This is a genomic window from Saccharopolyspora spinosa NRRL 18395, from assembly GCF_000194155.1.
GTDB classification, from domain to species: Bacteria; Actinomycetota; Actinomycetes; order Mycobacteriales; family Pseudonocardiaceae; genus Saccharopolyspora; species Saccharopolyspora spinosa.
In genome coordinates, this window is the sequence record NZ_GL877879.1 from 1,078,556 (window position 1) to 1,104,525 (window position 25,970).

General features: G+C 68.5%; 25 protein-coding genes and 1 pseudogene. 7 read left to right on the forward strand and 19 right to left on the reverse strand.

Annotated elements, in window-relative coordinates:
• Positions 1–255 precede the first annotated feature (255 nt).
• The 4 genes from SSPN_RS62895 to SSPN_RS0124015 form a co-directional block, all read right to left on the reverse strand.
• On the reverse strand, positions 256–999 hold the full coding sequence (locus SSPN_RS62895) for a winged helix-turn-helix domain-containing protein (RefSeq protein WP_083822083.1): 744 nt from the start codon (positions 997–999) through the stop codon (positions 256–258).
• The gene (locus SSPN_RS0124005) at positions 965–2,449 is read right to left on the reverse strand and encodes an aldehyde dehydrogenase (RefSeq protein ID WP_010309954.1); all 1,485 of its coding nucleotides are present in this window, start codon (positions 2,447–2,449) and stop codon (positions 965–967) included. The genes SSPN_RS62895 and SSPN_RS0124005 overlap by 35 nt, the downstream gene beginning before the upstream one ends.
• 17 nt (positions 2,450–2,466) lie before the next feature.
• Positions 2,467–3,279, reverse strand: coding sequence for a mycofactocin-coupled SDR family oxidoreductase (locus SSPN_RS0124010; RefSeq protein ID WP_010309956.1), 813 nt, complete (start codon positions 3,277–3,279; stop codon positions 2,467–2,469).
• A gap of 84 nt (positions 3,280–3,363) precedes the next feature.
• Positions 3,364–3,894, reverse strand: coding sequence for a MaoC family dehydratase (locus tag SSPN_RS0124015; RefSeq protein ID WP_010309957.1), 531 nt, complete (start codon positions 3,892–3,894; stop codon positions 3,364–3,366).
• 223 nt (positions 3,895–4,117) lie between these two features.
• Here SSPN_RS0124015 and SSPN_RS0124020 point away from each other — a divergent pair.
• Positions 4,118–4,423, forward strand: a pseudogene (locus SSPN_RS0124020) (transposase); the annotation flags it as partial.
• A 17-nt stretch (positions 4,424–4,440) separates the two neighbouring features.
• Here the strand turns inward: SSPN_RS0124020 and SSPN_RS0124025 are convergent.
• Positions 4,441–5,205, reverse strand: a complete 765-nt coding sequence (locus tag SSPN_RS0124025; protein WP_010309960.1) for an SDR family NAD(P)-dependent oxidoreductase — start codon at positions 5,203–5,205, stop codon at positions 4,441–4,443.
• Positions 5,206–5,321: 116 nt separating this feature from the next.
• On the opposite strand from SSPN_RS0124025, the gene SSPN_RS45435 reads away from it, so the two are divergent.
• Positions 5,322–6,155, forward strand: coding sequence for a FadR/GntR family transcriptional regulator (locus SSPN_RS45435; RefSeq protein ID WP_158309632.1), 834 nt, complete (start codon positions 5,322–5,324; stop codon positions 6,153–6,155).
• A 6-nt stretch (positions 6,156–6,161) separates the two neighbouring features.
• On the opposite strand, the gene SSPN_RS0124035 is transcribed toward SSPN_RS45435, so the two are convergent.
• From SSPN_RS0124035 to SSPN_RS49225, 14 genes are all read right to left on the reverse strand, one after another.
• Complete coding sequence (locus SSPN_RS0124035) at positions 6,162–7,019, reverse strand: SDR family NAD(P)-dependent oxidoreductase (protein WP_010309962.1); 858 nt, start codon at positions 7,017–7,019, stop codon at positions 6,162–6,164.
• A gap of 2 nt (positions 7,020–7,021) precedes the next feature.
• Positions 7,022–8,053, reverse strand: coding sequence for an ABC transporter permease (locus tag SSPN_RS0124040; protein ID WP_010309964.1), 1,032 nt, complete (start codon positions 8,051–8,053; stop codon positions 7,022–7,024).
• Positions 8,050–9,591, reverse strand: a complete 1,542-nt coding sequence (locus SSPN_RS0124045) for a sugar ABC transporter ATP-binding protein (RefSeq protein WP_010309967.1) — start codon at positions 9,589–9,591, stop codon at positions 8,050–8,052. Before SSPN_RS0124045 ends, SSPN_RS0124040 begins: the two co-directional genes overlap by 4 nt.
• A 14-nt stretch (positions 9,592–9,605) precedes the next feature.
• Entirely contained in the window at positions 9,606–10,748 is a 1,143-nt protein-coding gene (locus SSPN_RS0124050) for a sugar ABC transporter substrate-binding protein (protein ID WP_085982129.1), read from the reverse strand.
• A gap of 150 nt (positions 10,749–10,898) precedes the next feature.
• Complete coding sequence (locus tag SSPN_RS45440) at positions 10,899–12,362, reverse strand: MFS transporter (protein ID WP_010309970.1); 1,464 nt, start codon at positions 12,360–12,362, stop codon at positions 10,899–10,901.
• On the reverse strand, positions 12,314–12,532 hold the full coding sequence (locus SSPN_RS0124060) for a ferredoxin (protein WP_029535675.1): 219 nt from the start codon (positions 12,530–12,532) through the stop codon (positions 12,314–12,316). Before SSPN_RS0124060 ends, SSPN_RS45440 begins: the two co-directional genes overlap by 49 nt.
• 29 nt (positions 12,533–12,561) lie before the next feature.
• Positions 12,562–13,791: a cytochrome P450 gene (locus SSPN_RS0124065; protein WP_010309973.1), complete on the reverse strand. Its 1,230-nt coding sequence runs from the start codon at positions 13,789–13,791 to the stop codon at positions 12,562–12,564.
• 282 nt (positions 13,792–14,073) lie between these two features.
• Positions 14,074–15,273, reverse strand: coding sequence for a CaiB/BaiF CoA transferase family protein (locus SSPN_RS0124075; protein WP_010309980.1), 1,200 nt, complete (start codon positions 15,271–15,273; stop codon positions 14,074–14,076).
• Between the two features lie 91 nt (positions 15,274–15,364).
• Positions 15,365–16,723 carry an MmgE/PrpD family protein gene (locus tag SSPN_RS49210; protein ID WP_010309982.1) on the reverse strand — a complete coding sequence of 453 codons (1,359 nt, stop codon included), beginning with the start codon at positions 16,721–16,723 and terminating at the stop codon, positions 15,365–15,367.
• Positions 16,724–17,611, reverse strand: a complete 888-nt coding sequence (locus SSPN_RS49215; RefSeq protein ID WP_010309983.1) for an HpcH/HpaI aldolase/citrate lyase family protein — start codon at positions 17,609–17,611, stop codon at positions 16,724–16,726.
• Positions 17,608–18,453, reverse strand: coding sequence for an alpha/beta fold hydrolase (locus SSPN_RS49220; protein ID WP_010309985.1), 846 nt, complete (start codon positions 18,451–18,453; stop codon positions 17,608–17,610). Before SSPN_RS49220 ends, SSPN_RS49215 begins: the two co-directional genes overlap by 4 nt.
• 14 nt (positions 18,454–18,467) lie before the next feature.
• Entirely contained in the window at positions 18,468–18,944 is a 477-nt protein-coding gene (locus SSPN_RS0124095) for a VOC family protein (RefSeq protein ID WP_010309988.1), read from the reverse strand.
• The gene (locus SSPN_RS0124100) at positions 18,941–19,717 is read right to left on the reverse strand and encodes an enoyl-CoA hydratase/isomerase family protein (protein WP_010309991.1); all 777 of its coding nucleotides are present in this window, start codon (positions 19,715–19,717) and stop codon (positions 18,941–18,943) included. The genes SSPN_RS0124095 and SSPN_RS0124100 overlap by 4 nt, the downstream gene beginning before the upstream one ends.
• Entirely contained in the window at positions 19,714–20,994 is a 1,281-nt protein-coding gene (locus SSPN_RS49225; RefSeq protein ID WP_010309992.1) for an acetyl-CoA hydrolase/transferase C-terminal domain-containing protein, read from the reverse strand. Before SSPN_RS49225 ends, SSPN_RS0124100 begins: the two co-directional genes overlap by 4 nt.
• Positions 20,995–21,074: 80 nt before the next feature.
• On the opposite strand from SSPN_RS49225, the gene SSPN_RS0124110 reads away from it, so the two are divergent.
• Genes SSPN_RS0124110 through SSPN_RS45470 form a run of 5 tightly spaced genes read left to right on the forward strand, consistent with a single transcriptional unit; the run spans position 21,075 to position 25,957 of the window.
• Complete coding sequence (locus SSPN_RS0124110) at positions 21,075–22,199, forward strand: amidohydrolase family protein (protein ID WP_010309994.1); 1,125 nt, start codon at positions 21,075–21,077, stop codon at positions 22,197–22,199.
• Complete coding sequence (locus SSPN_RS0124115) at positions 22,196–23,203, forward strand: amidohydrolase family protein (RefSeq protein ID WP_010309996.1); 1,008 nt, start codon at positions 22,196–22,198, stop codon at positions 23,201–23,203. The genes SSPN_RS0124110 and SSPN_RS0124115 overlap by 4 nt, the downstream gene beginning before the upstream one ends.
• Positions 23,200–23,586, forward strand: a complete 387-nt coding sequence (locus SSPN_RS45465; protein ID WP_010309999.1) for a Rieske (2Fe-2S) protein — start codon at positions 23,200–23,202, stop codon at positions 23,584–23,586. Before SSPN_RS0124115 ends, SSPN_RS45465 begins: the two co-directional genes overlap by 4 nt.
• Positions 23,583–24,758, forward strand: coding sequence for an acyl-CoA dehydrogenase family protein (locus SSPN_RS0124125; RefSeq protein WP_010310000.1), 1,176 nt, complete (start codon positions 23,583–23,585; stop codon positions 24,756–24,758). The genes SSPN_RS45465 and SSPN_RS0124125 overlap by 4 nt, the downstream gene beginning before the upstream one ends.
• A gap of 2 nt (positions 24,759–24,760) precedes the next feature.
• Complete coding sequence (locus SSPN_RS45470; protein WP_044574872.1) at positions 24,761–25,957, forward strand: NAD(P)/FAD-dependent oxidoreductase; 1,197 nt, start codon at positions 24,761–24,763, stop codon at positions 25,955–25,957.
• Positions 25,958–25,970 lie beyond the last annotated feature (13 nt).

Here is a 25,970-nt window from a genome sequence, read left to right on the forward strand (position 1 = left end):
ATTGTCACGAGGTCGTCCCCAGGCATGCAGGGATGGATCAGCGTGGATCGGCGGTCGGTTTCCACCTCGTCCACTTCACGGTCCATTCGGTCACGGCTGCCCCTGGGTCGCTGGCGCACTGGCCGGGGGCGGAATGGACGCGCTTGGTGGTGGCGGGGAATTGTCCGCTGGGTTGCATCCGGCGATGAGGGTGATTGTCAGGACCGCAGTCGTCACTACGGCGGCCTTGGTGATGGAGTGGCTCATGAGGATCCTTCAGTTGCCGGTCGGCGCAGTATCTGGAATGGACGCGCTTGGTGGTGGCTGAGGGACGCTGTCGTCGTTGGACGTTGGACGGCATCCGGAGCCGAGGGCGAGTATGAGGGCCGCTGTGGTGACCGTGGCGACTCGGGTGATCGAGTAGTGGTTCACAAGTATGTGATCTTGGCGCGGTTCTACCGCGTCGGGTAGCGGCCGAATGGGGAGCCACGGATGAGTGACGGAGCACCTTCGGGTGCCTACCCGCGCAAAAGCCGCCCCGCCCAGGGGGACCACTTCATGACGACGGAGTCTCAGCACTGTGCCAGCGAAGATCAGCATCCCAACTAGATGCTGCGGACAGCGCGGCCACCCCGACTCACAGCGCGGCGACAACCCCCACGAGTGCAGGTACTTGCCGACGGTGGTCAGGCTCAACACGATGCCGTGCCGCACCCGGATCAGCTCGGCCACCGTCTTGGGGGTCCACACCAGGCCGGTCAGCCTGAACGCCGCTGGGGTGTGTCCGGCCACCGCGTAACGCAGCTTGCGCTGCTGGCGCACACCCCATGCTTTCTGCTCGCCTGGCCTGCGTCCCCAACGATGCCCGGCAAGCCCCTTCGAACGCTGTTTTCGCCACGCCTGCACCCAACTGGGCACCGACTGCGGGGCCACCGCGAACGCACCGCGCCGCAGATCCTCCTGCGCCTCAGGCGGTAACCCCCGGTTACCCGAGGGTGCTTTGGAGGAAGCTCGCGCCACCCGCCACGAGGATCTGCTTGATGTCGGTGAACTCCAGGATCCCTTCGGCCCCGCATTCGCGGCCCCAGCCCGAGCAGCGCACGCCGCCGAAGGGCTGGGTCAGTGACATGCCAGCGGTGTTGACCGCCACGGTTCCCGAGCGGATACGGCGCGCGATGTCGAGGGCGGCGCCGGTCGACGCGGCATAGACGGACGCGGCCAGGCCGTATCGCGTGTCGTTGGCGATCCGTACCGCGTCTTCGATGTCGTCATACGGGATCACGGACGTGACCGGGCCGAAGATCTCCTGGCGCGCGACCGCCATGTCGTTCGACACGTCGGCGAGCAGCGTTGGTTCGTAGAACCAGCCTTGCTCGAGATGAGCGGGCCGCTTTCCGCCCACGACGACGCGGGCACCTGCCTGGCGTGCCGTCTCGACCGCCGTCTCGGTGCGCTGCCTCGCCCGTTCGACGGCGAGTGGTCCTCTTTGGACGTCGCGGTCGAGCGGATCGCCGATCCGCAGCCCGGAATAGTAGCTGGCCAGCGCGGCCACGACCTCGTCGTACCGGGAGCGCGGGGCCACGATCCGGGACAGGCTCACGCAAATCTGCCCCAGAAAGGAACTCGCCCCCTCGGCGAGCGACTCCATCACGACATCCAGGTCGACATCGTCGGCCAGGATCGCTGGTGACTTGCCGCCCAGTTCCAGGATCGTGCGGGCGAGCCGGCCGGACGTGCGCTGGACGACGTCGACGCCGATCGGGACACCGCCGGTGACGGTCACGAGATCGACACCGTCATGGCCGACGAGGTATTGGGTGACCTCGGTGCCGGCGGGCAGGAAACTCAGCACGCCTTCGGGAAGGCCCGCCTCGTGTGCCGCATCCGCGAGGATCCGAGCGGTCAACTGGGACTCGGGGGCGTGTTTCACGATCACCGGGCACCCGGCGAGCAGCGCGGGAACGACCTTCATCCCCATCAGCACGACCGGGCCGTTGTAGGTGAGCACCGCCAGAACGGTGCCGACCGGCTCGCGGCGCACGATCGCGTCGCCGCGGTCCTCTTCCCACGGCAGGTCCGGGGCCAACCCGACGGCGTGCCGCCACACGGCCACCCCGGCGCCGTCGTTCATCAGCTCACCATGCGCCAGCGGCGCGCCCGATTCGAGCGCCCAGGCGAGATTCAGCTCGCTCAGCCGGCGCTCGAACGCATCGCACAGGCGCACGACCGCCTCGGCCCGCTCGCCCGGGGTCAACCACGGCCACGGCCCCTCATCGAAGGCTCGCCGGGCGGCGTCCACGGCGCGATCCGCGTCCTTAGTGGACGGTGTGGCGACCCGGGCGATCACCTCTTCCGTCGCGGGATTCACGACGTCGAAGGTCTCACTCGTCGCGGGCGTGACCCAACCGCCGCCGATCGATAGCTCGCCGAAGTGGCCTACGGGAATCTCAACGGCCTTCACGACACTCATACCGCTCCTCGTTGTTGTCAGCGGTTGCAGTTACCGGCGTCGACTTTGAGCTGCAGTCCCGTCACGTACTTGGCCTCGTCGGAGGCGAGGAACAGGACCGCGTTGCTGATGTCACGGGGTTCGAGCAGTTCGACTGGCAGGGAGTTGACGAACAGCGGGCCGAGGTCGGGATCGCGCCCGATCAGGTAGTCCATGTCGCCCATGCCTGCGGTGACGAACGGGGTGTTCACCCCGCTGGGATGCACGGAGTTCACGCGGACACTGTGTTTCGCCAGCTCGTTGGCCATCATGTTCACGATGCCCACGACGCCGTGCTTCGCCGCGACATAGGGTCCGAGCCACGGGGTGCCTTTCAGGCCCGCTGTCGAGCTGGTGCAGATGATCGATCCGCCGCCTGCGTCGATTAGGTGTGGCGCGCCGGCGACCATCGTGTTCCAGACACCGGTGAGGTTGATGTCGAGCGTCTCCTGCCAGACCTCGGGGGTGGTTTCGTTCCAGTTCTGCCAGGTACCGACACCGGCGTTCGCGACGACGACGTCGAGCCTGCCCAGCTGGGCGACCCCCGCATCGACCGCGGACTTCAGGCTGGCCGCGTCGCGGACGTCGACTTTGGCGGTGACGATGCGCCGGTCCAGAGCCTCGACTTCTTTCCTGGTCTGCTCGAGATCTGCCTCGGTGGCCATGTCGTAGGTGACGGTCGGGAAGTTCGTGCAGGCGTCGAGGGCGATGATGTCCGCACCCTCCTCGGCGAGCCGGACCGCGTGGCTTCGCCCCTGCCCTCGCGCCGCGCCGGTGATGACTGCGACCTTGCCGGCAACGCGTCCGCCCATTGCTCACTCCTTTGTGGTTAGCAAATTATGCGGATGGATCGGTTGGATCGATTCTTACATGCGTTCACATGGTGGTCAACGGCGTCACCGGGAACGAGAGAGCGGACCGACCTTGGCGACAGGGAAGTAGCCTTGCCCGACACCACTTTCCCGGCTGGGCAGGAGCGCCGCACGGTTCCAGGACATGATCTCGTCGCCGTCCTGGTTGAGCCCCCGCGTGCGCATCGACACGATGCCGAACCCCGGGCGCGAAGCGCTCGGCCGCAGCCCGGTGCAGATACTCTCGGCGTAGAGCGTGTCGCCGACGTACACGGGATGTGTCAGCTTCAGGTCGTCGATCCCGAGGTTCGCGACGGCGTTCTGGCTCATGTCGAGCACACTCAGCCCCAGCACGACCGCGATGGTCAGCCCGGAGTTGACGATGATCCGCCCGCCCGACACCGGGTTCTGGCGGGCCAGGTGCGCGTTGAAGTGGTTCTGGTTGGTGTTGCACGTCAGCAGCGTGAACCAGCTACAGTCTGCTTCACCGATCGTGCGGCCGAACGGATGCTGGTAGATGTCGTCGATGACGAAATCCTCGAAATAGCGGCCGAGGGCCGCCTCGTGCACGGTCATGATTCCTCCATGCGGTTGGTGTTGTCCGGGGTTGGATGTCCCGGATGCCCAGGACGGCGGGTGTGGCTATGACTCCTTGCCGTTGGGTGGCTTCTTGGGCGTGGCCGACTCGGGGCGCGGGCGATCAACGCCTCGATCGCGGCCTCGCGCGGTGGACATGACCTCCGGCGCCGCCGGCCTGCTGATCACGCTGCTGCTGGCCACCGGGCAACCGCTGGTCTACCGCCTGGCCGCCTACGCCGGGCTCGCACCGGTACCGCGCGACTCCGGGCGCATCCGCGGCAACCTGCACCGCCCTAAGCGTTACCACCGCGGCCTGCGGCGGGTGTTCTACCTGGCCGCCTTTTCGAGCATCAATCGACCCGACAGCCCCTCCCGTGCCTTCTACCAGCACAAACGCCGCGAAGGGAAACTGCACGCCCAGGCGTTGATCGCGCTGGCACGCCGCCTGGTTGACGTCATCTGGGCACTGCTGCACGACGGCCGCGCATTCCAGATCACACCGCCAATCCGGGCCAACGCGGCTTGACACGATCATTGAAACTCTCAATACCCCTTGCCGGTGCACCAGCCGCCGTCCACGAGCAGTTCCGCACCGTTGACGAAATCCGCGGCGGGCCCGCACAGGAACCGCACCGCCGAGCCGATATCGGCGGGACTTCCCCAGGTCTCCGCCGGCGTGTTCTCGACGATGACCCGGGTGAACTCCGCGTCGTCGAAGTAGCTGCTGTTCAACGGGGTTCGCACCACACCGGGCGCAACAGCATTGCAGTTGATGCCGGATCCGGCCAGTTCCAGCGCGATCGACTTGGTCAGCATCGTCAGCCCAGCCTTGGACACGTTGTAGGCCGAACGGTTCTTGAACCCCAGGGTGGCCGCGGTCGAGGTGATGTTGACGATCTTGCCGCCGCCGCGCTCGATCATGTGCGGGATCGCGGCCTGGCAGAGCAGGTACGGCGCGGTCAGGTTGACGTCGAGTGTGGCCCGCCACTGGGCCGGCGACTGGACGAGAAACGGCGAGATCGACCGTACACCGGCGTTGTTGACGAGAATGTCCAGTGCGCCGAACCGCTCGATCACCCGCTCCGGGAGACGGTGCACTTGATCGGCGTCCGCGAGGTCGGTGACGAACTGCTCGACGCTTCCCGGTTCCCTCCCGGCGGCCTCTTCCGCTGCCGCGGCTAGGCCGTCGCCATTGATATCGACGAGGGCCAGGCGCGCACCCGCCGCGCGCAGCGCATGGGCGATCCCCACCCCGAGCCCCTGGGCGGCGCCGGTGACGATGGCAACCTTCCCGGTCAGTTCACTCACGGTCAAACCTCCTCGACGACGGCTCAACTATAGCTACTATCCGCATAATTAGATAGCGACAGGGATCTCCTGTCCGTGCCGCCAATACAGGATCGGTCTTCGGTACCATGCTATTCATGGCTAAGAAAACCATGGACCAGCGCGCTGGCGGGGGAAAGGGCCGGAAGCCCGCCGCGCCCGAGACGCCGGCGCCGCCATTGGCCGAGCTCGCGTTTTCGGCCGGCGCCCTCTCGCGTGGCTCCAAGGTATCCGAGCGCATTGCGAGCGCACTGGTCAATGACATCATCGAGCGTGGGCTCGGCCCCGGCGACCGCCTGCCGAATGAGGCCGTCATGTCCGAATACTTCGGCGTGGGGCGGGGTTCGGTGCGCGAGGCGCTGCGGTTGCTGGAGGTGCATGGGCTCATCAGCCTGGTGACCGGCCCGAAGGGCGGACCAGTGATCGTGGCCGTCGACCCGCGGTACGTCGCCCGTACCCTGTCGCTGTATCTCAGCCTGCGCGGCGCGACGATCGAAGAACTGGCGCACACGCGGCTGTTCATCGAGCCGCACGTGGCCAGGCTGGCAGCCGAGAACCTGTCTCCGGACCGTTCTGCCCGACTCGAGGCCGCGCTGGCCGCGGAGGAAGCGGTCGCGGACGGCGACCACAACTACATCGAAGCGGCGAACGAGTTCCATTACGTTATCTCGACCATGTCCGGCAACCGCGTGCTGGACCTGGTGGCGACCGCGCTGAAGGAGCTATACACCGGGCCGATCGTGGGCGGTGGGGTCGCCCGGGTGACGACCGACCCGAGCATCCGGCTGGAGCACCGCGAGATCGGGGAGGCGATCCTCGCCGGTGACGCGGACCGTGCCGAGGACCTCATGCGCGCACACATGAACTACTACCTCGGCAAGATCCGGGACACCGCGCCGAGCTTCCCCGCTACCCGCATCACCTGGTCCTGACGGCGGCTACCCGGCGTCTTCTATGTTCGCTAGCTGGGACCACATCATGATGGGGAACACCGCGGTGGTGCCGCCGTCGACGGGCAGGCTGGTCGCCGTCACGTAGCGGGACTCGTCGCTGGCGAAAAACAAGGCCGCATAGGCGACATCCCATCCGGTTCCCTCGGTGCCGAGCATCGTCGCTCGCGCGCGCCGGATCCGGGTGGCCCGGCCCGCCGCGAGATCGTTGTCCCAGCCGCGAAAACCCAGCCCCATCGGGATCGCGACGTGGCCGGGTGCGACGTTGTTGACCCGGATCCCGTGCGGCCCCTCGTGAAACGCCATCGCACGGCCCAGGCCGTCCAGCCCGGCTTTGGCCGCGGAGTACGCCTGGCCACCACCCGCCTCGTATGCCGCGATCGAGCTGATGTTCACAATGGACCCGCGACCCCGCTGCCGCATGGGGGGCAGCACCGCGTCGGACATGAGCTTGGCGGCCTTCAGGTTCAGCGTCACGATCGCGTCCCACAGCGCCTCGTCCGCGTCCTGCTCGGGCGGCGCGATGGCGGCGTTGTTCACGAGCACATCGACACCGCCGTAGGTACGCTGCGTCTGCTCGGCAGCGGCCCGGCACTGCGCACCGTCGGTGATGTCGGCGACGACGACGGTCGCCTTGGCTCCCTCGGCCTCGACCGCCGCGAGGGTGTGCGCCGCCCGGTCCTGGTCGCGGTCGAGGATCACCACGTTGGCGCCCTTGACCGCGAACAACACGCAGATGGCCGCACCGGTGCCCGCCATGTCCCCGCTCGAACCACCGCCGGTGACGATGACCGTGCGGTCGCGCAGGCGGCCATCTCGGACGATTTCCGGAACTTCGAGAGCCATGCTCAGTCCTTTCGTGCCATCGCGACCGGTTCGGCCGGCTTCGGGGGTGTCTCCCGGACACGGGAGAGGCGCCGGGCAGCCCGGCCGGGCAGCGCGCGGCGCTCGCGGGCGGCCAGCGCAACGGCCGCGATCAGGGCGAGCCCGTTGAACAGCGCGGAGACCCACTGCGCCCCGGACACCAACTGCAGGCCCTGGACGCCGGTCGCGATCACGAAGATCGCCAGCAAGGTGCCCCACACGTTGCGCTTGCCCGGCGTCAGCTGGGTGGATCCGAGGAACACCGCGGCGAACGCCGGCAGCAGCAGCGAGTTGCCGAAGCCGAGCGACGGCCCGGTCAGCGACACGAACAGCACACCGCCGAGACCGCAGATCCCGCCGGAGGCGGTGAGCGCGATCCAGGACCATTTGTCGACCGCGACGCCTGACAGCCGGGCCGCCTCGGGATTGCTTCCGGTGGCGTAGATGTAGCGGCCGGCCGGGGTCTTCTCCAGCACCCACCACAGCACGAGGGCCAGGATGATCAGGTAGACGACCACGTACTGGAAACCGAAGACGTCGTTCTGTGTCATGCCGTTGAAGAACGCGGAGTCGACGGGCAACGGCTCCTCGTTGCCGGTGACGACGACGAGAAGCGCCGCGAGGACCGAGCCCATACCGAGCGTGCCGACGAAAGAGTTCACCTTCAGCTTCACCACGATGAAGCCGTTGACGAAGCCGACGGCGATCCCGGCGGCGATCCCGAGCAGCGTCGCGGGCACGGCGCCCATGATCCCCTTGAGCTGCACGATGACCGCGATGATGCCGGCCAGGTTCGCGGTCGCCCCGACGGACACGTCGAACTGGCCGGCGGCCATCGCGACCAGCAGCCCGAGCGCGATGACGCCCGCGACGGCCTGGGTCGAGGCGAGCAGGTGCACCGTCGACATCGTCGGGAACGTCGCCGGAGCCGCCAGCGAGAACACGGCAATGAGCAGGGCCCACAGATAGAGGCCGCTGAACCGGTCGAAGCCGAGCGTGAATCCCCTGCTGGTCATCTTTCCCTCCCTGCACTCGAAGTCGCGGCTTGGTGGGAGCTGCGGTTGATCGCTCGTTCGGTGACGTCGTCGCCGCACAGATCCTCGGCGACCAGCCCGTCGCGCATCACCAGCACCCGGTCGCACAGCGTCGCCAGCTCCTCGACGTCGGTCGAGCTGACGACGACGACCGCACCGGACGCGGCCGCCTTCAGGATCTGCCGGTGCAGCTCGGCTTTCGCGCCCACGTCGACACCCTGGGTGGGTTCGTCCAGCAACAGCACCTTCGGTTCGAGCCGGAGCCACTTGCCGAGCAGTACCTTCTGCTGGTTCCCACCGCTGAAACTGCTCAGCGGCAGCCGGATACCGTCACCCGGCCGGATCTGCAGCCGCCCGAACCAGTCGCGCACCTCGGCTGACTCGCCGCGCTTGGACAGCCACCCGCGGGCCCAGAACGACCGCAGACTCGGGAGCGTCAGGTTCTCCGCGGCGGGCAGGGCCAGGCAGCCGCCGCTGACCTTCCGGTCCGGTGGCAGGTAGCCGATCCCGGCGGCGATCGAGTCGCCCGGCGATGGCCGGACCTCCCGGCCCGCCAGCAGAACCTGCCCCGATTCCCTCGTGGTGGCACCGAAAACGGCCGCCAGCAGGGACTCCCGGCCGGAGCCGGTCAACCCGTACACACCGAGGATCTCGCCGCTCGCGGCGCCGAGGTCCACCCCGCGGATACGGCCGGCGCGCAGGTCGCGGACCACGAAGGATGCGTCGTGGCCGGGCGCCGGCCGGCGGGCTTCCCGGCGCACACCTTCGAGTTCGCCGCCGACCAGGTGGTGCACCAGCTTTGGCCGTTCGATCTCCTCGACCGCCGAGGTCGTGACGAGATACCCGTCGCGCAGCACGCTGACCGCGTCCGCGAGCCGGTACACCTCGTCGAGAAAGTGTGTGACGTAAAGGATCGCGACCCCCTGCGCGGCCGCTCGCCGCAACGTCTCATGCAGGTGGTCTACCTCTTCCGCGGGCAACGTCGCCGTGGGCTCGTCCAGGACGAGCACGCGGGCACGCTCGTCGCTCGCGAACATCGCCCGGGCCACGGCGACACCCGTGCGCTGGGCCGGGGTCAGCGCCGCGACGGGCACGCCCGGGTCGAGATCGAGCCCGACCGCGTGCAGCGCCGCGGCACACCGCCGCCTGGCCGCGGCCGCCCGCACGGTCCCGAACCGGGTGGGGAAGCCGTGCCCGAACAGCAGGTTGTCCACAATGGAGCTGGCGTCGACGAGGCCCAGATCCTGATGGACGAACCGGAGCCCGAGCCGGTGGGCGGACTCGGCCGAGCCGGGCGGCAACGGCTGCCCGGCCACCAGCACGGTTCCGCCGGAATCGGGCTGGTGGAACCCGGACAGCATCTTGATCAGCGTCGACTTGCCCGAACCGTTCTGGCCGAGCAGCGCGTGGATCTCGCCTGGTGCGATCCGCAGCTCGAACGGGTGCAGCACGGTCCTGCCGTGGAAGGACTTGGCCACGCCGTCGATGTGCAGTGCCGGTGCGACGTCGGTGTCGCTCACCCGCGGGCCCACGTTCAGCCGACCTTCCAGAGCTGCAGGTACTGCTTCAGAGCGTCGGTCGGGTACCGGTACGGCGCGGTGATGTCCTTGGCGTTCTGCGGCGTCACGATCTGGAACGGCGGGACCACGACCGCCGGCGGCTCCTTGGCGATCGCGCGTAGCGCGGCGTCCATGTTGCCGTAGCCGATCACGTTGTACGCCAAGGCGGTCCACGCGGACTCGGTGCCGTCATGCAGCGCATTGAGCGCGCCCTCGTCCAGCGACCGCCCGCCGACCTTCACGTCCTGGCGCCCCGCGGCCTTGAGCGCGGGCAGGATTCCCTTGGACCACTGTGCGTTGTCGAAAAACAGGTAGTTGTAGGAGGGATCGGTCCGCAGCTTGTTCACCGCACTCTGCACGATCTGGTTCTCCGACACCTGGTTGAGTGTCGCCTCGAGGATGTCTACCTTGCACTCGGCGCATTTCGCGGACGACTCGGCCGAGAAGGCGTTGACGAACGCAGCCAGCGACGGGATGGCTTTCACGTTGGTGAACAGCGCCTTGCCCTTGCCCCCGGAGTCGGCGATGAACCAGTCGGCGAACGCCCGGCCGGTGGCCTCCTCCAGCTCGCACCCTGCCGCGCCTGCCACGACCGGCGCCTTGGCGTCGTTCGGGCAGACCGAACCGACGACGAGCGGGACACCCGCGTCGCGGTAGGCCTGCAGCGTTGCTTCGCCGAACGTCGCGGGCGCGTTGCCAGCGATGATGACCGCGTCGGGTTTGCTCGCGAGCGCCGTGCGTAAGGCAGCCTGCAGCGTCGCGGGATTGCCGCTGTCGTAGGAAACGCTCTGATAGCCGTAGCCGAGTGCCGCCGCCGCTTCCTGCACCCCGCCCGCGATCAGTTGGGTGGCTGGCAGCCCGCTGTTGGCGAAGACGATCTTCTTGCCCGTGGGTACGGGCCCGGTGAGCCCGGTCGTCTGCGTGATGGTCGCGGGCGCGGCGGTGTACTTGTCGACGACCTGCTTGGCCGCCGCCGCATCCGCGGGGGTGCCTCCGGAGCTCGCCTGGTCGGCGGGGCCGGCGCACGCCGCGAGAACAGCGCAGGCGGCCACGGCAGCGGCGGCCCAGCGCAGCCGCGCTTTCGGTCCCCCCGAACCTCGGACAGTTCCTGTTTTCACATCGACCTCTCTTCTCGGTGGCTAGCGGGTAACCGCGGCAGACCATCTGATGTCGGAGGGAGCCCGTTCTTCCAGCGAGTGCGCGGACGAACGTATTTATCCATACTATGCGCAATAATTGGCCCGCCGGGCGAGCAAGTCCAGGGCCCGTTACAATCCCGTAATATTGCCGTCCAGTGGATCCATCCGGCGCGCGGCGGTACGGCGTACCAGCCACACCGCGACGGCCACCGCAGGCATGGTCAGGATCGTGAACAGGCCGAACGTGCGGGTGATCTCGGGCGCGGTGACGAACCCGCTGCCGCCTGCACCGGCCAGCGCCGCGACGGCGAGCTGCGCCCCGGTCGCCGCGCCGACGACCCGGAACAGTCCATTGAGGCCGGATGCTTCGCCGGTCCGCGCCGCGGGCACCGCTTCGATGATCAGGTTGCTCACCGCGGCCAGTGCGGCGGCCACGCCCGCGAACGCCACCAGGACGCCCAGCGCGACCTCCGGCTGGGTCGAGTGCCACACCGTGAGCGAGGCCAGGCCGGCGGTAGTAGTCGCCGTGCCACCGAGCAAGAACAACCCGTGACCGAGGCGCCGGGTGACCCGGCCCGACACGACGCCCACACCGACCATGAGCAGCGAGCCTGGGACGAGCAGGAGGCCGGCGCGCGTCGCCGAGACGCCCAGACCCGTGCCACCGGCCTGGGCGTACTCCGTCACGATCACCATCACCGCGAAGTTCCCGGCACCCACCAGGAAAGTGACCAGGTTCGTCAGTGCAACCCGGAGGAGCCGGGCGGTCCGGATGTCGATGAACGGGGCCGGAGCGCGATGCTCGGCCCAGGCCAGTGCCGCCAGCGCCACAACCGCGGCGCCCGCCAACCCCAGCGTCAAAGGATCGCGCCAGCCGGAATCACCGGCGCGTCCCAGCGCCAGCACCGAAAACGTCACCACGCCGGTCAGCGCGGCCATCCCGGGAAGGTCAAGCCGGGACGGGCTCCGCGCGCCGGCGCGCGGCAGGCAGGCCAGCACGCCGAGCAAGGCGACTGCCGAAAGCACTGCCGTGGTAAGGAAAAGCCACCGGTATGACGACGCGTCGATGAGCGCCCCACCGACCGGAAGCCCGAGCGCACCACCGATTCCGGTGCAGGCCGCGAGAATGCCCACTCCACGCGCCCGCTCTCGCGCCGGAAGGACTTCGCGGGCGAGACCGAAACACAGCGAGAACACCCCGCCGCCCGCGCCCTGGATCACCCGGCCGAGCAGCACAATGCCGAACTCGTCGACGGTTCCGGCCAAAATCCCGCCCAGCACGACGAGGGCGAGCGCGATCAGCAGCACGGGCCGCCGGCCGTGGATGTCGCCGAGCCTGCCCAGCAGCGGCAGACAGATGCCGGCGACCGCGAGGTTGCCCGACAATGCCCAGGTGGCCGCGGAGAGGCTGATGCCGAACTGCGTGGCGATGGGCGGGAGCGCCGGGACCGCCGCGCCCTGGGTCAGGGCGAAAGACAGTACCGCGAGCGCCAGTGCGGCGAGCGCTCTCGCACCGGAGCTGTCCGGGCCAGTACCGGTGGCATTCAGTGCCCGGGCGCCTTGTCCGCGTAGCCGAGCGCGGCCACGGGACAAATCTCGATCGCCCTGTCCACGACCTCGCGGTCGGCCGGGTCGAACGAGTCGCGCCGCAGCACGACCGTGCCGTCGGCGTCGCTCTGGTCGAAGTAGCCCGGGGCCACCTCTGCGCAGTTGCCGGCGCCCATGCAGCGCTCGTGGAAAACTTCGATCTGCGTGCCTGTCATTTCGTCGTCCTTCGCTTCGTCGCGGGGTGTCACCAGGTGACAGGGAGTTCCTCGATCCCATAGATGAGTGCGTTCTTGAACCGCAGCTCCTCGACCGGTACGGCGAGCCGCAAACCGGGAAAACGCTGGAACAGCCGACTGAAGACCGCCTGCAGCTCCACGCGGGCGAGTGCCTGCCCGAGGCACTGGTGCACGCCGTACCCGAACGCCAGATGCCCCCGGGCGTCGCGGCGGACGTCGAACCGGTCGGGCTCGACGAACACCGCCGGGTCCCGGTTCGCCGCCATGATCGGCGCGACCACCCCGTCACCGGCGTGGATGCACCGGCCGCCGACCTCCACCTCGTCGACGGCGAGGCGGAACCCGACGTGATGCGCCACCGACAGGTAGCGCAGCAGCTCCTCGACAGCACCCGGCACCAGCTCGGGATCCTCCTGGATCCGGGTCAGCTGCTCGGGGTGTTCGAGCAGGGTGAGTGTGCCAAGAGCGATCATGTTCGCGGTCGTGTCGAACCCGCCGACCAGCAACAGGTGCAGCATGTGCTGCAGTTCCAGCCGGGTGATCTCGCCGGTCAGCAGGTGGTTGCGCACCAGCCGCGAAACCAAGTCCTCGCCGCGCCCGTCCCGGCGTTCTTCGATGAGCCGGTCGAAGTAGTCGAGCGCGTCGGCGCCGGCGGCGCTCGACTCCTCCGGCGTGCTGTCCAGGCTCATCCAGCGGTTGACCCGGTCGAGGAAGAAGTCGCTCAGCTCCGGTGGCAGGTCGAGGATCTTCACGATCACGTTGGCTGGCACGGGTTGCGCGAGCTTTTTGACGAGGTCGACCGGTTTAGCCGAGGCCTCCATGTCCGCGAAACATTGCTCCAGCATGGAATCCATGAACGGCTTGAGCGCGCGGACCTGCTTGACCGCGAAGTCGGCCGTCAGCATCAGCCGGTGCCGGTCGTGCTTCGGCGGGTCCATCCGCACGAAGTTCTTCTGCCCGCCGCGCTGGGCCACCGCCGTCTCGCTCGACTGCGGGAACCCTTCGCGCGAGGTGTCGGAACTCAGCCGCTTCGCGTCGCCGAGCAACGCCCGGACGTCGTGGTAGCGGGTCGCGAGCCAGGCCGGCTCGCCGTTCCACAGGGTCACGCGTGTAACCGGCTCGGCCTCCCGGATCTCGGCCAGCGCCGGGGGCGGATCCAGCGGGCAGCCCCGCTTCCGCTCGAACGGCCAGTGATACTTGGAAACGCCTGTGGCCGACTGGGGTTCGGACACCGTCATTGGAGCCTCCAGCAGGGCATTGATCTCACATAATTATACGAAAGGATTGGATCGGAAACCATCGGTTCGGGACACCTCCGTGTGCAGCCGGCGGGGCTCAGCGGCACGGGTGGCGGCCAGGCCCACAAGCGCGGCGCCGAAGGCGACAGTGGACGACCGGTGCCGCTGGTCTTGGTGAACGTGCCCGCGTAGGAAAGCCATGTAGAAGGACGGAATGCAGCATGCCGATCCCGATCGCCGGATGGATGACGTCATGCGAACCTCCAGTGCCGATGGCCGGCCTCAGATGTGCCCGGCCTGCTGTAGGGCCGTGAGTTCGTCATCGCTCTTGCCCAGGTAGTCGCGGTAGACGAGAGCGTTGTCTTCGCCGAGCGCGGGCGCGGTGCGCCAGACCGAGCCGGCGTGGTTCGTCAACCGCGGCACCACGTTCTGCATCCGCACCTTGCCGAGATCGGGGTCCTCGACCGTGACGACGTTCTCCCGCTCGCGGAAGGTCTCGTCGGCGAGGATGTCCTCGACGGTGTAGATCGGCGAGGCGACCACCTCAAGCTTGTGCATGACCTGCAGGCATTCCGCCAGCGGCCGCTCGGCGATCCAGTCGCGCACCAGCCCGTCCAGCCGGTCGGCGTTGCGTGCCTGGTCGGCACGGGTCGCGTACTCCTCGGGCGGTTCCCCGACCAGTTCGGCGACCTTGGAGACGCTGCGCGGCGTCCCGGAGGTCACGGTCAGCCAGCGCCCGTCGCTGGTCTGGTAGGTGTTGATCACTGCTGCCGGTGCCGCGGCCAGCTTGTTACCGACGCGCATCGGTGGTTCGCCGAGCTGGTCGTGGAAGATGACCTGCCATTCGACGAGGCGGAACAGCCCGTCGTAGAGGGCAAGGTCGATCCACTCGCCGGCGAAGCCGGGATCGGCGGCGCGCCGGTACAGCGCCGCCATGATCGCGTAGGCACCCATCAGCCCGGTGACCGAGTCGCCGTGCGAGAACCCGGTGTGCACGGGCGGTCCGCCGGGAAAACCCGTCAGGTGCACGACCCCGCTCATCGCCTCGCCGACCTTGCCGAACCCGGGGTCGTTGCGTTTGGCCGAGGTCGCGCCGAACCCGGTGACCTGCAGGACGATCAGCCGCGGGTTGATCGCGTTGAGAGACGCGTAGTCGAGACCCCACTTCTCCAATGTGGACACCCGGAAGTTCGTGATGACGACGTCGGCCCACTCGGCGAGTTCGCGGGCGACGGCGCGCCCTTGATCGGTCCGCAGGTTCAGCGTGACCGAGCGCTTGTTGCGTGCGGCGACCTTCCACCACAGGTGTGTCCCGTCCCGGGCCGGTCCGGCGCCGCGCTGCGGGTCGCCGTTGCCCGGGTCCTCGACGTGCACCACGGTCGCGCCGAGGTCCGCGAGCAGGGTGCCGGCGAGCGGGCCCGCGATCACGTGCGCGAATTCGACGACCTTCAGTCCCGCCAGTGCGCCGGTACTCGTGCTCACTTGGTTCCTCCTGGCCTAACGTTCTTGTTGATACATATTATGCGCATAAATTAACGGAGACGCAATGGCCACGCGGCCCGGGAACCCGCGCTCAGGCGCTGGGTGCGCGCAGCGCGAGGGTCAGTTCTCGGAGATCCGCAAGACTTTCCAGCTTGTCGATGAGCCGCGCGACGCGCGCGGTCTCGCTGCCGAGCACGGGCTCGGCCCGCCGGAGAAACCGCTCTCTGATCTCGGTCGCAGAGGGGAACAACAGCTCACCGATGCCGGTTTCGTGCGCAAGCACGATCGGTGGCCTTCCGGTGACCCGGATCTCGACGGTGACCGAATCGTCTTCGGCCGGAACCAGGTCCACACGTTTGGCGAGGGCGACGACGTCCTCGTCGGCAAACGCGGCCTCGTAGTAAGCCGGGTCGTCGACGGCCTGGCCGAGCACGGCGGCGGCCGCGGTGAACCGTGCCGACATCTGCGCGGACAGCATGTTGCCGAAGGGAGGCTCCCGGGAAACCCCGGGGCTGTCGAGACCGTGGGTGCCCTTGCGTGGTCTGCGCACGGTGACGCCCTCGATCCGCTCGGTCGGCAGCCCGCCGGGTACCCCGGCGACGATGAGCCCGATCGTGAGCTGGTTCTGCAGGCACGCCGCGAAGGGTTTGGTGCCCAGGCGCGTGATCGCGTAGTCATCCGAATGCTCACCCAGATCACCGGCCGGCGGCACGAGACCGCCGAAGGTCTGGAAGAACCCGAACTCGCCTTCGAGACTCGCACGCGAAGTGTGGGTCCCGGCCCGGCCCAGTCGCGCGGCGAGCAGGCCGTTGCGCGCCGCGATGCCCGCCTGCGCGTATGGCTCCATAGTTCCGTCGAAGATGCCCTGCGTCGTGCCCCCGGCCATGATGGCCGCCACGTCGAGCGCGGCGCCGATCTGGTCGTCGGTGCTGCCTTCGACGGCCGCCGCGGCCGCAGCCGCGCCAAACGGGCCCATCACGGCGAGGGGTCGGAACCGGCGGCTCACGATCTCCGGCGGTGCGACCAGCCCGATCCGGCCCACCGCCTCGTACCCGGCGATTAGCGCGAGCAGGAACCGCTGCCCGCTCGCACCGGCTCGCTCGGCGGCGGCCAGGGCGGCCGGGATGACGTACGTGCCCGGGTGACTCCCGTCCCGCAACCCGCCCGGCCCGCAGTCCTCCTGCAGGCTGCTGTGCCCGATGACGCCGTTGACGAACGCTGCGTCATCGGCGGTGACACCCTCCCGCCGGGCGATGACGGTGCACGGCCCGGCCGAGGGCTGCACGGCTTGCCACGCGACGCCGGCCGGGGGAAGGGCGCTGCTGCGCAGGGAGACGCCCAGCGCGTGAAAAAGGCGGCTGCGCGCCGCCTCGATCGCGGCATCCGTGACGTCGCCACGAATGATGGCGCCGATCCGGCCGGCAAGCTGCGCGGTCAGTCCACTGTCCATCTAGGATACTCCTGCCCGCGCCAGCACCAGTCCCGCCACGCGGTAGTCGGGGTTGGTGATGACCTTCCCGCCGAGCACCGCCGCCGGCTCGTTCTGGGCCAGCGCCGTCTCGTAGGTGCGGCAGACCTCGCGAGCGTGCTCGATCTCGTCCGGGCTTGGCGACATCGCCTCGTTGACGATGTCCAGGTGTGCCGGGGAGATCGCGATGAGCGCGGTGTAGCCCAGATCCCGCCAGCCGCGGACGAACGCGCGCACCTTGGCGAGATCGCGGTACTCCGGGATGAGCGTGCCGCCGGTGCAGAACAGCCCGTACGCCGCGGCAGCGACCGCGATCTTCGTTCGTGCGTAATGGTTCGCCGGCGCCCACAGGTCGTCGCCGGACTCGGCGAACGGGCGGGAGCCGACATCGGCGGCGTAGTCGACGTAGCCGAAGTGCAGGCCCGCCACTCCGTCGGCGCTCGCGATCCGGTCCAGTTCGATCATTGCCCGGGCGGTCTCGATCATGACGTGCAGGCCGTGCCGGTTGCCCGAGCGCTCCAGCAGGCCGCGCGCCTCGGTCAACTCGTCCGCGGTCTCGATCTTCGGGTAGCAGACGAGGAAATCGCCGGGCGCATCCGCGAGCGCGGCGAGGTCGTCGCGGCCCCACGGCGTCGCCAGGTTATTGACCCGCACGATGATCGTCCGGCCGCCGAAGTACTCCGGCTCGGCGAGCGCCTCGACGATGCGCTCGCGGACCAGTTCCTTGGTGTTCGGTGTCGCCGAATCCTCCAGGTCGATGAGGATGCCGTCGGCCGCGACGGTGGGCACCTTCGACCAGTACTTCTCGGTCAGGATGGGCACTTCGAGCAGGCTGCGCATCCGCGCGTACTCGCGGCGGCCGTCACTCATGCCTCCTCCCGCAGGAAATTCCGCAGTACTTCGGTGAACTCGTCCGGACGTTCGCGTGGCACGTAGTGGCCGGTGTCGAACCAGCAGGCGTCCGCGTTCGGCATGGTCGCCAGCATCTTCTCGACGACTTCTTCGTCGAGAACGTTGCTGCGCTTGCCGACCATCAGCAGCGTCGGCATGGTGAGCTTCGCCGACATCTGCCACAGGTAGGCGACGTCGGGCAGGCTCGCCGATCCGGTGATCCACTGGATGTCCGGGTCGGCCTTGGGCACGAGCTTGCCCGCCCAGTTGCGCCGCAGCTGGTACCGGACGTGCAGATCGATGAACTCCGGCTGCCACTCGGGATGCCAGCCGAGGTAGAACTCCCGTGCCTCGTCCTCGCTGCGGAAACCCCGGAGGTTGGTCGTGGCGGTGATGAAATCGCGCATCGCGATCGCACCAGACTTCGAGTTCGCCGGCCCGGCATCCGACAGCGCGAGACTGCGCACTGTTTCCGGCTTCTCCCCGGCGACCGCGATCGCGACCCGCACGCCCGCGGAGTGACCGACCAGGCGCACCGGTGCCAGCGCGAGCGCGTCGATCAGACCGTGCACGTCGCGCGCCATCGAGTGCACGCGGTAGCCCGCGCGAGACCAGTCGCTGTCCCCGTGGCCGCGCATGTCCATGCAGACGACGCGGTAGTCGCGGGCGAGCACACGCGCTACCGGATCCCAGGTATGACACTGCACATTGAGCCCGTGCAACATCAGCACCGGCGGCGCGGACGGCGAACCCCACTCCGTGTAGTGGATCTTCAGGCCGTCCAGTTCGAGCCAGCCGTCCTCGAATTCATCCCTGCTCATCCAGGCTCTCCTGTTCACTTCGTGGTCGCGGTCGACAGCGCCCGGTAGCTCGTGCTCACGATCTCGACGATGTTGCCCCAGGGGTCCTCGCAGTAGCACACCAATGATCCACTGTGGACATCATGTACCGCGGTCCGCTGCTTCCCGCCCGAGGACACGATGCGCTCGATCGTGCCGTCGAAGTCGGGCACGGTCAACGCGATGTGGTGCGGGCCGATCCGCCAGTAGGCGAAATTGTCGTCGGGCTCGCGCACCGGCGGATCGATGAACTGGAACAGCTCGACGCCGCCGCCGTTCGAGGTGCCCAGGTGGGCGAGTTTCATCGCACCCCAACGGGTTCCGAACACATCGGCACGTCGCCCGGCGCCGGTCGTCGTGGTGTCGCAGTGCATCGGCCCGGCCAGGAGCTCAAGGCCGAGCACCGAGGTGTACCACCGCACCGCCGCGTCGATATCGCCGACGGTGACGCCGACGTGGTTGATGTCCGTCATGTCCCTGCTTCTTTCTCGTGCGAAACCTGCCCGGCCTTGAGCCCGCCGAGATGCCAGTGGGCGCAGCCTTCGACCCCAAGCCCGTGGCTGAGGCCTTCGCCGAAGTTCCGGCGGAACCCGATGCTCGCGGCCGCTTTCGCGTACCGCAGCACGGCCAGTTCGCGTGCGGCCAGCTCCCGCGCCAGCTCCCAGGCGCGCGGCAGCAGCTCGTCCGCCGCAAGCACCTCATTGACGAACCCGATGCGCCGCCCCTCCTCCGCGCCGATCGTGGCACCGGTGAGCAGCCAGTACTTCGCGCGGGTCGGCCCGAGTAGCTCGCCCCACACGAGGTTCACGCCGTCGCCGGGAACGGTGTCACGGCTGGCGAAATGCGCCCGGTCCGCGAACTCCGCAGTGGTGCTCGCGAGCACGATGTCGGCCATCACGGGGATTTCCGAGTGGATGGTCACCGGCCCGTGCACCGCGCTGATGACCGGGACCTCGATATCGTCGAGGTTCTTGAGCATCCGGCGGCCCTCCCACCAGATTCGGTCCCAGCCGACCCCGGTGAAACTGGTGACGTCCAGCTCAGTGCAGTACCGATCGCCGGTGCCGGTGATCAGCACGACCTTCGTGCCGTGGTCGGCGCCCACCCAGGCGAATGCCTCGGTCAGTTCGCGATGGGCGGTCGCGCTCCACACGAGCGGCCCGCCGCCGGTGTGGACCCGGAGCTCGGTGATCCCGTCCCGTGCGGTGACGGCGATGGTTTGCCATTCAGGTCGATTTATGCTCATGAACTGCAATGGTTCCGTTCCGGGAGCGGGTGGGCAACAGCTGCTGACAGTGCGGGGCGGTCGGCCGGATGGGCCACGGCGATCAGCGCGGCCGCCTTCTCGCGTGCCGTCCGGCCGCGGAGCCAGGCCGTGCCATGTTCGGTCACCACGACGTCGATCTCAGCGCCCGGTGAGGTCGGGATGTGCGGGGCGGGCAGGCAGGCGACGATGCGACTCCGTCCTTGCCGGGTGCGTGCGGGCAGGGCAAGCACGGCGGCGCCGCCCGGGCTCGCGTGCGCGGCCCGGACGAAATCGGCCTGCCCGCCGCCGGAGGCCACCCGCACCCCATCGGTGAACTCGGCGTTCGCCTGCCCGGCCAGGTCGATCTCGAACGCGGAGTTGACCGCCCACAGCCGTTCCTGTGCGAGCAGCCGGTCCGGCGCGTGCGTCTGGGCGACTGGCTGGAGGGCGAGACCGGGGCACTGGTGCGCAGGCCAGTCGAGGACGCCGGTGGCCACGTGCCATCCCGGCTCCGCCGTTTTCCGGCGGCCGGTCACGACTCCGGCCGCGATGAGCTCGCGGATACCCGCGGACAGGATGCCCGAATGCACGCCGAGGTCCCGCTTCGTCCGCAGGTGCGGGATGACCGCCTCCGGCACGGCGCCCAGTCCCAGCTGGACCGTCGCCCCGTCCGGGACGAGGCCTGCGACCGCGTGCCCGATCGCCTCCTGCTCGGCGCTGAACCGGATCGTGCGACGGTGTGTGCTCGCCGGACCGTGCACGACCGCGTCCGCCCGGTCGAGCGGAACCGGTTCGGGCCCGGCGAACGTGTGCCCTGGAACCACTTCCAGCCCGACCGTGCACCCGGTGCGAAGCGCGGCCGGCGTGTACCCGACCATGCCGCCGAGCGCGACGTGCTCCGGTTTCGCGGTGGCCACAACCCGGGCGAGGAGGATGTCGACCGGGATCTCTCCGGTGCCGATGAGCCGATCGACATCCCACAGCGACTGGGGCAGGTAGTCGATATGCGGGCTCCAGCGTTTCGGGATCGCTCCGGCCACCGACACCAGCTGCAGGCGGCCTTCGAGCACGTCGTGCTCGGCGGCTTCGTCGAGAAAGGCGAGCGAACCGGTCAGATCGGCGAAAAGCACCGTCAACCCGATGTCGGCAGCTCGGGCCGCCTCGATGACCGCGGCGAGGAGACCGTCCGGCTGTTGCGGCCACATCGCCGCCAGGACGACGGCCCGCGTGCGCCCGGCGAGCAGCCGCGATGCGTCGATCGCGTGCTCCGTTGTCATCACTGCCTCTTGCCCCTTCGTCGAATTGGTCCGTACTATACGTATAAATATCCGGGACCGCCAGAGCTGGGAGAACCGAGATGACTGCCGTGGCCCAGGAACCGGGCACGAACCCGCCGATCGTCGACTGCGACGTCCACCCGCTCATCAAGAACGTCGGCGACGTGCTGCCGTACCTGTCGCCGTCCGCTCGCAGGCGGTTCGAGACCCGCGGGATCCGGACCTACGCCCGCGCCCGCGATCGGTACAACCACCCCAACCGCACGTACCGGATCGACGCACTGCCCGAATCCGGCGGCCCAGCGGGCTCCGACCGGGAGTTCACGCTCACCCACCACATCGCGCCCTACGGCATCGCCACTGCCCTACTGCTCCCCCAGGAGCCGTACGGCGTGACGGCCTGGGGCGACGCGGAGGCGGCCGCGGCCTTCTGCTCGGCGGCGAACGCGTACTTCCTCGACACCTGGGTCGCGCACGACGACCGGTACGCCCTAGCAATCACCATCGCGCCCCACGACCCGTACGCGGCGGCGGACGAGATCCGCCGACGCGGACGGGAGACGGGCGTCGTCGGCATCCAGCTGCTCCTGCGCGAGCAAATGCTGGGCTCGCGCTGGTTCGACCCCGTCTACGAGGCGGCCTGCGAGCTGGAACTGCCGATAGTGCTGCACCAGAGCGGCAGTGAGGGGTGCTACGTCACGTCTCAGACGGTCGCGGGTGGAGTGCCGCGTTCCTACGGGGAACGCCACGCGGTGCTCACCCAGGTCGGCGCCGCAAACGTGGTCGACATGATCGCCGGCGGTGCGCTGGAACGGTTTCCCACGCTGCGGATCGTCATGGTCGAATGGGGGTTCAGCTGGCTGTCCAGCCTGCTGGCCCGGATGGACCACCTGTGGGAACGGGATCCGAGCGCGGCGCCGCTGGTGCGCAGACGCCCCAGCGAATACGTGGCGGAGCACTTCACGTTCACCACCCAGCCGCTCGACGAGCCGGAGACGGCCACCGAGCTGAGGTCGCTGTTCACGATCCCGCATATCGGCGAGATGCTGCTGTTCAGCTCGGACTACCCGCACTACGACACCGACGATCCGGGTTTCATCCTCAAACGGATCCCGGCGGACATGCGAGACCGGGTGTGCTACCAGAACGCCGTCGCCACCTTCGGCGCCAAGATCCTCCGCTCTGTCAAGGGAACCGCCGCATGATCGTCGACTGTGATCGCCACGCGGCGGTCCACCGCTACACGGACCTGTTCCCGTATATGACGCACGACTGGCGGAGACATTTCGAGCGCGACGAATGGCTCTCCTCGGTGAACCTCGGGCTGAACCATGTCCGGGTGGCCGAACAGTTCCGGCACGACGAGCCGGAACCGTATGTGCCCTCCGGGGACGAGTTCGCTCTGGTGTTGCCCCATCAGGGTCTGGCGGTAAACGGCTGGGCGGATCGCGTCGCCGCCAGGACCTTCCTGGCCGCGCTCAACTCCTACGGCGAGGACCATTGGGCCTCCGGAACGAGCCGGCCCGTGGTCGTGGTCAGCCCGCATGACGCGCAGTGGTCGGCCACCGAGATCCGGCGCAGCGCGGCGAACGGCAAAGCCGGCGGGGTAGCGCTGCCGCTCGTGCCTGAGACACTCGGTTCTCGCACCTGGGACCCGATTTACGCCGCCTGCACCGAAGCCGGGCTTCCGCTCGTGATCCACTACTCCGGGGTCGAGGGCAACTACCTCGGCGCCGCAGCACTTTCCGGTGGCGCGCACGGCAGCGCATTCGCCCGGCTGACGCTGATGCCGCATCTCGCGGAGTCGAGTATCGCGAGCCTGACCTTCGAGGGAGCGTTCGCTCGTTTCCCCGAGCTGCAGGTGCTTTTCAGCGGTTTCGGCTTCACCTGGCTGCCGTCGCTGCTGTGGCGGATCGACCGGGAGTGGCGCACGTTCCGACACGACGTGCCGTGGGTGACGAGCCCACCGAGTGAGCGCGTCGCGACGAACATGTGGTTCACGACCTACCCGATCGCCGAGGCCGCCGCCCGCAGCGAATGGGAACCTGGCCTGACGGACGCCCATCGCCGGCGGCTCGTGTTCGGCTCGCACGCGCCGTTCGGCGGGGACACCCCGGCGGAGATCCAGGGCGTGCTCGACGAAGACTGGGTGCGGGGGCTCATGGCGAACGGCGCGGCTCTCGTCGGCGCCGAAGTGGGTGCCCGATGACCGAGTACCACATCGGACGGCTGGCGGATCTTCCGCTGCGAAAGGTGCACAAGGTTGAGGTGGCCGGCCGCACGGTCGGCGTCATCCGCACCGAAGCCGGGGTGTTCGCCATCGGCGACCGGTGCCCGCACCAGGGCGGGCCCATGTGCTCCGGGTACGTCACCGGGACGATGCTGCCGTCGGCGCCGGACCAGTACGTGTACGGCGAGGACGGCATGATCATCCAATGCCCTTGGCACGCCTACGAATTCCGCGTCGACACGGGGGAGAGCGTCGGCCGTGTCCTTCGTGGACGCGTGCCCACCTACCGGGTCGACGTCCGCGACGGCGAGGTCTACTGCGCCCTCGTCCGCGCCACACCGAAACGAGAGGGCCGAGCATGACCGACCTGACCACCGAACAGCGGGACATCCTGGCGCTGGTCCGGGAGTTCGTCGACCGGGACGTGCTGCCGAACGCGTCACGGCTGGACCACGGCGACGAGTTCCCGGAGACGATGGTCGAGACGCTACGCGAGATGGGGTTGTTCGGGATCACCATTCCCGAGTCCTACGGTGGCCTCGGGCTGGACTTCGTCACCTACGCGCTCGTGGTCAAGGAGCTGTCGCGAGGCTGGATCTCGTTGTCCGGGGTGATCAACACGCATTTCATGGCGGCGTGGATGATCGAGAACTTCGGCACTGAAGAGCAGAAGGCTAAGTTCCTGCCGCGGATGGCGACCGGGGAGCTGCGCTCGGCGTACTCAATGACCGAGGCACATGCGGGCTCCGACGTGCAGGCGATCCGTACCCGGGCGTTCCGCGACGGCAACGAGTACATTGTGGACGGTCAAAAGATGTGGTCCACCAACGGTTTACGAGCAGGAATGGTCATGTTACTAGCGGTCACCGACCCGGACGCCGAGCCCCGCCACCGCGGCATGACGGCGTTCATCATCGAGAAGGAGCCCGGCGTCGCGCACCAGCCCGGTCTGACCGTCCCGCCGCAGCTGAAGAAACTCGGCTACAAGGGCGTCGAGTCGACCGAGCTGGTCTTCGAGGACTTCCGCACCCCGGCTGCCTCCGTGCTCGGCGGTGCGGACGGTATCGGCCAGGGCTTCAAGTACTTCATGGCGGCGGTCGAACTGGGCCGCGTGAACGTCGCAGCACGTGCCCTCGGCGTCGCGACCTGCGCGTTCGAGACCGCAGTGAAATACGCCCAGCAGCGGGAGGCGTTCGGCAAGCAAATCAGCTCGCACCAGGCCATCCAGCTCAAGATCGCGCAGATGGGCACCGAGCTGCGCGCGGCCGAGCTGATGGTGCTCGACGCGGCCCGGAAGAAGGCACGCGGCGAGCGAGCCGACCTGGAGGCAGGGATGGCGAAGTTCTTCGCGACCGAGGCCGCTCAGAAGTCGGTACTGGAGGCGATGCGGATCCACGGCGGGTACGGCTACTCGCAGGAGTACATCGTCGAACGGCTTTACCGCGACGCCCCGTTGCTGATCCTGGGTGAGGGCACGAACGAGATCCAGCAGCTCCTGATCGCGCGGCGGCTGATCGAACAGAACAGGATCTGACCATGCGACGTGTTGTGATCGCGGGCGCCGCCACGGCCGGGCTCAGCGCTGCTCGTGCCTTGCGCCAGGCCGGCTTCGACGGGCGGATCCAGCTCGTCGACTCCGAACCGGCCTCCCCGTACCGGCGGCCCGAAGTGTCGAAGGGCATCCTGGAGGGCCGCATCGACGAGACCACCATCCGGACCCCCTGGCCGGATGACCTCGGCCTGGAGCTCGTCACCGCATCCTTGCGGCACGTGGATCTCGGCGCTCGCACGGTCGTCGCCGATGCGGTCACGCTGCCCTATGACGGCCTCGTGGTCGCGACCGGCTCCGTTGCCCGCCCGTCGCCATTCCAGCAACTCGGCAACGTCTTTTCGCTGCGCAGCCTCGACGATGGGATGCGGATGCATCAGGCGCTCGCGGGCGCCCAGCGGCTCGTGCTCATCGGCGGTGGCTTCATCGGGCTTGAGGTAGCGGCCGTGGCCCGCAAGCTCGGCCTGCACGTGACCGTGGTCGAGGCCGCCGAGGTGCCGCTCGGCCACGCGCTCGGCGCGGATTTCGGCGAGCACCTGGCTGCTCTCCATCGCGACCGCGGCGTGAAAATCCTTTGTGGACGGATGGTGTCCGGTATCCACGGCGCCGGGACGGTGGAATCGGTGTCCCTGGCCGACGGGACACACCTACCGGCGGACATCGTGCTGGTGTCCATCGGTTCGGTCCCGGCCGTAGGCTGGCTGGCCTCGTCCGGCCTCGACACGGCCCGCGGTGTGCCGTGCGACCGGACGTGCGCGGTACGGGGAACAACCGATGTCGTCGCGGCCGGAGACGTGGCACACTGGTACAACCCGTTGTATCAGCGGCATGTCCGCGTCGAACACTGGACCAACGCGATCGAGCAAGGCACGTACGCCGCCCGGCGGCTGCTCGGCAAGCACGACCCGGAGGGCTTCGCCAGCGCCCCCTACTTCTGGTCGGACCAGTACGGGATGCGCCTGCAGAGCGTCGGTTCCACGACCGGGTATGACGAGACCGAAATCCTCTCGCGAAACGGCGAAAAGCTGCTCGTCGCGTACGGACGGCAAGGCAAACTCATCTGCGTGGCGGGCCTGGACACGGGCACGACGGTCATGTCGTACCGCCGCCTGGTCTCGGAACAGGCCACAATGGACGCAGTCCGTACGAAGGCACGCGAAAAAGAAGATACCGTCCACTCGTGACGGCCCGCGAACG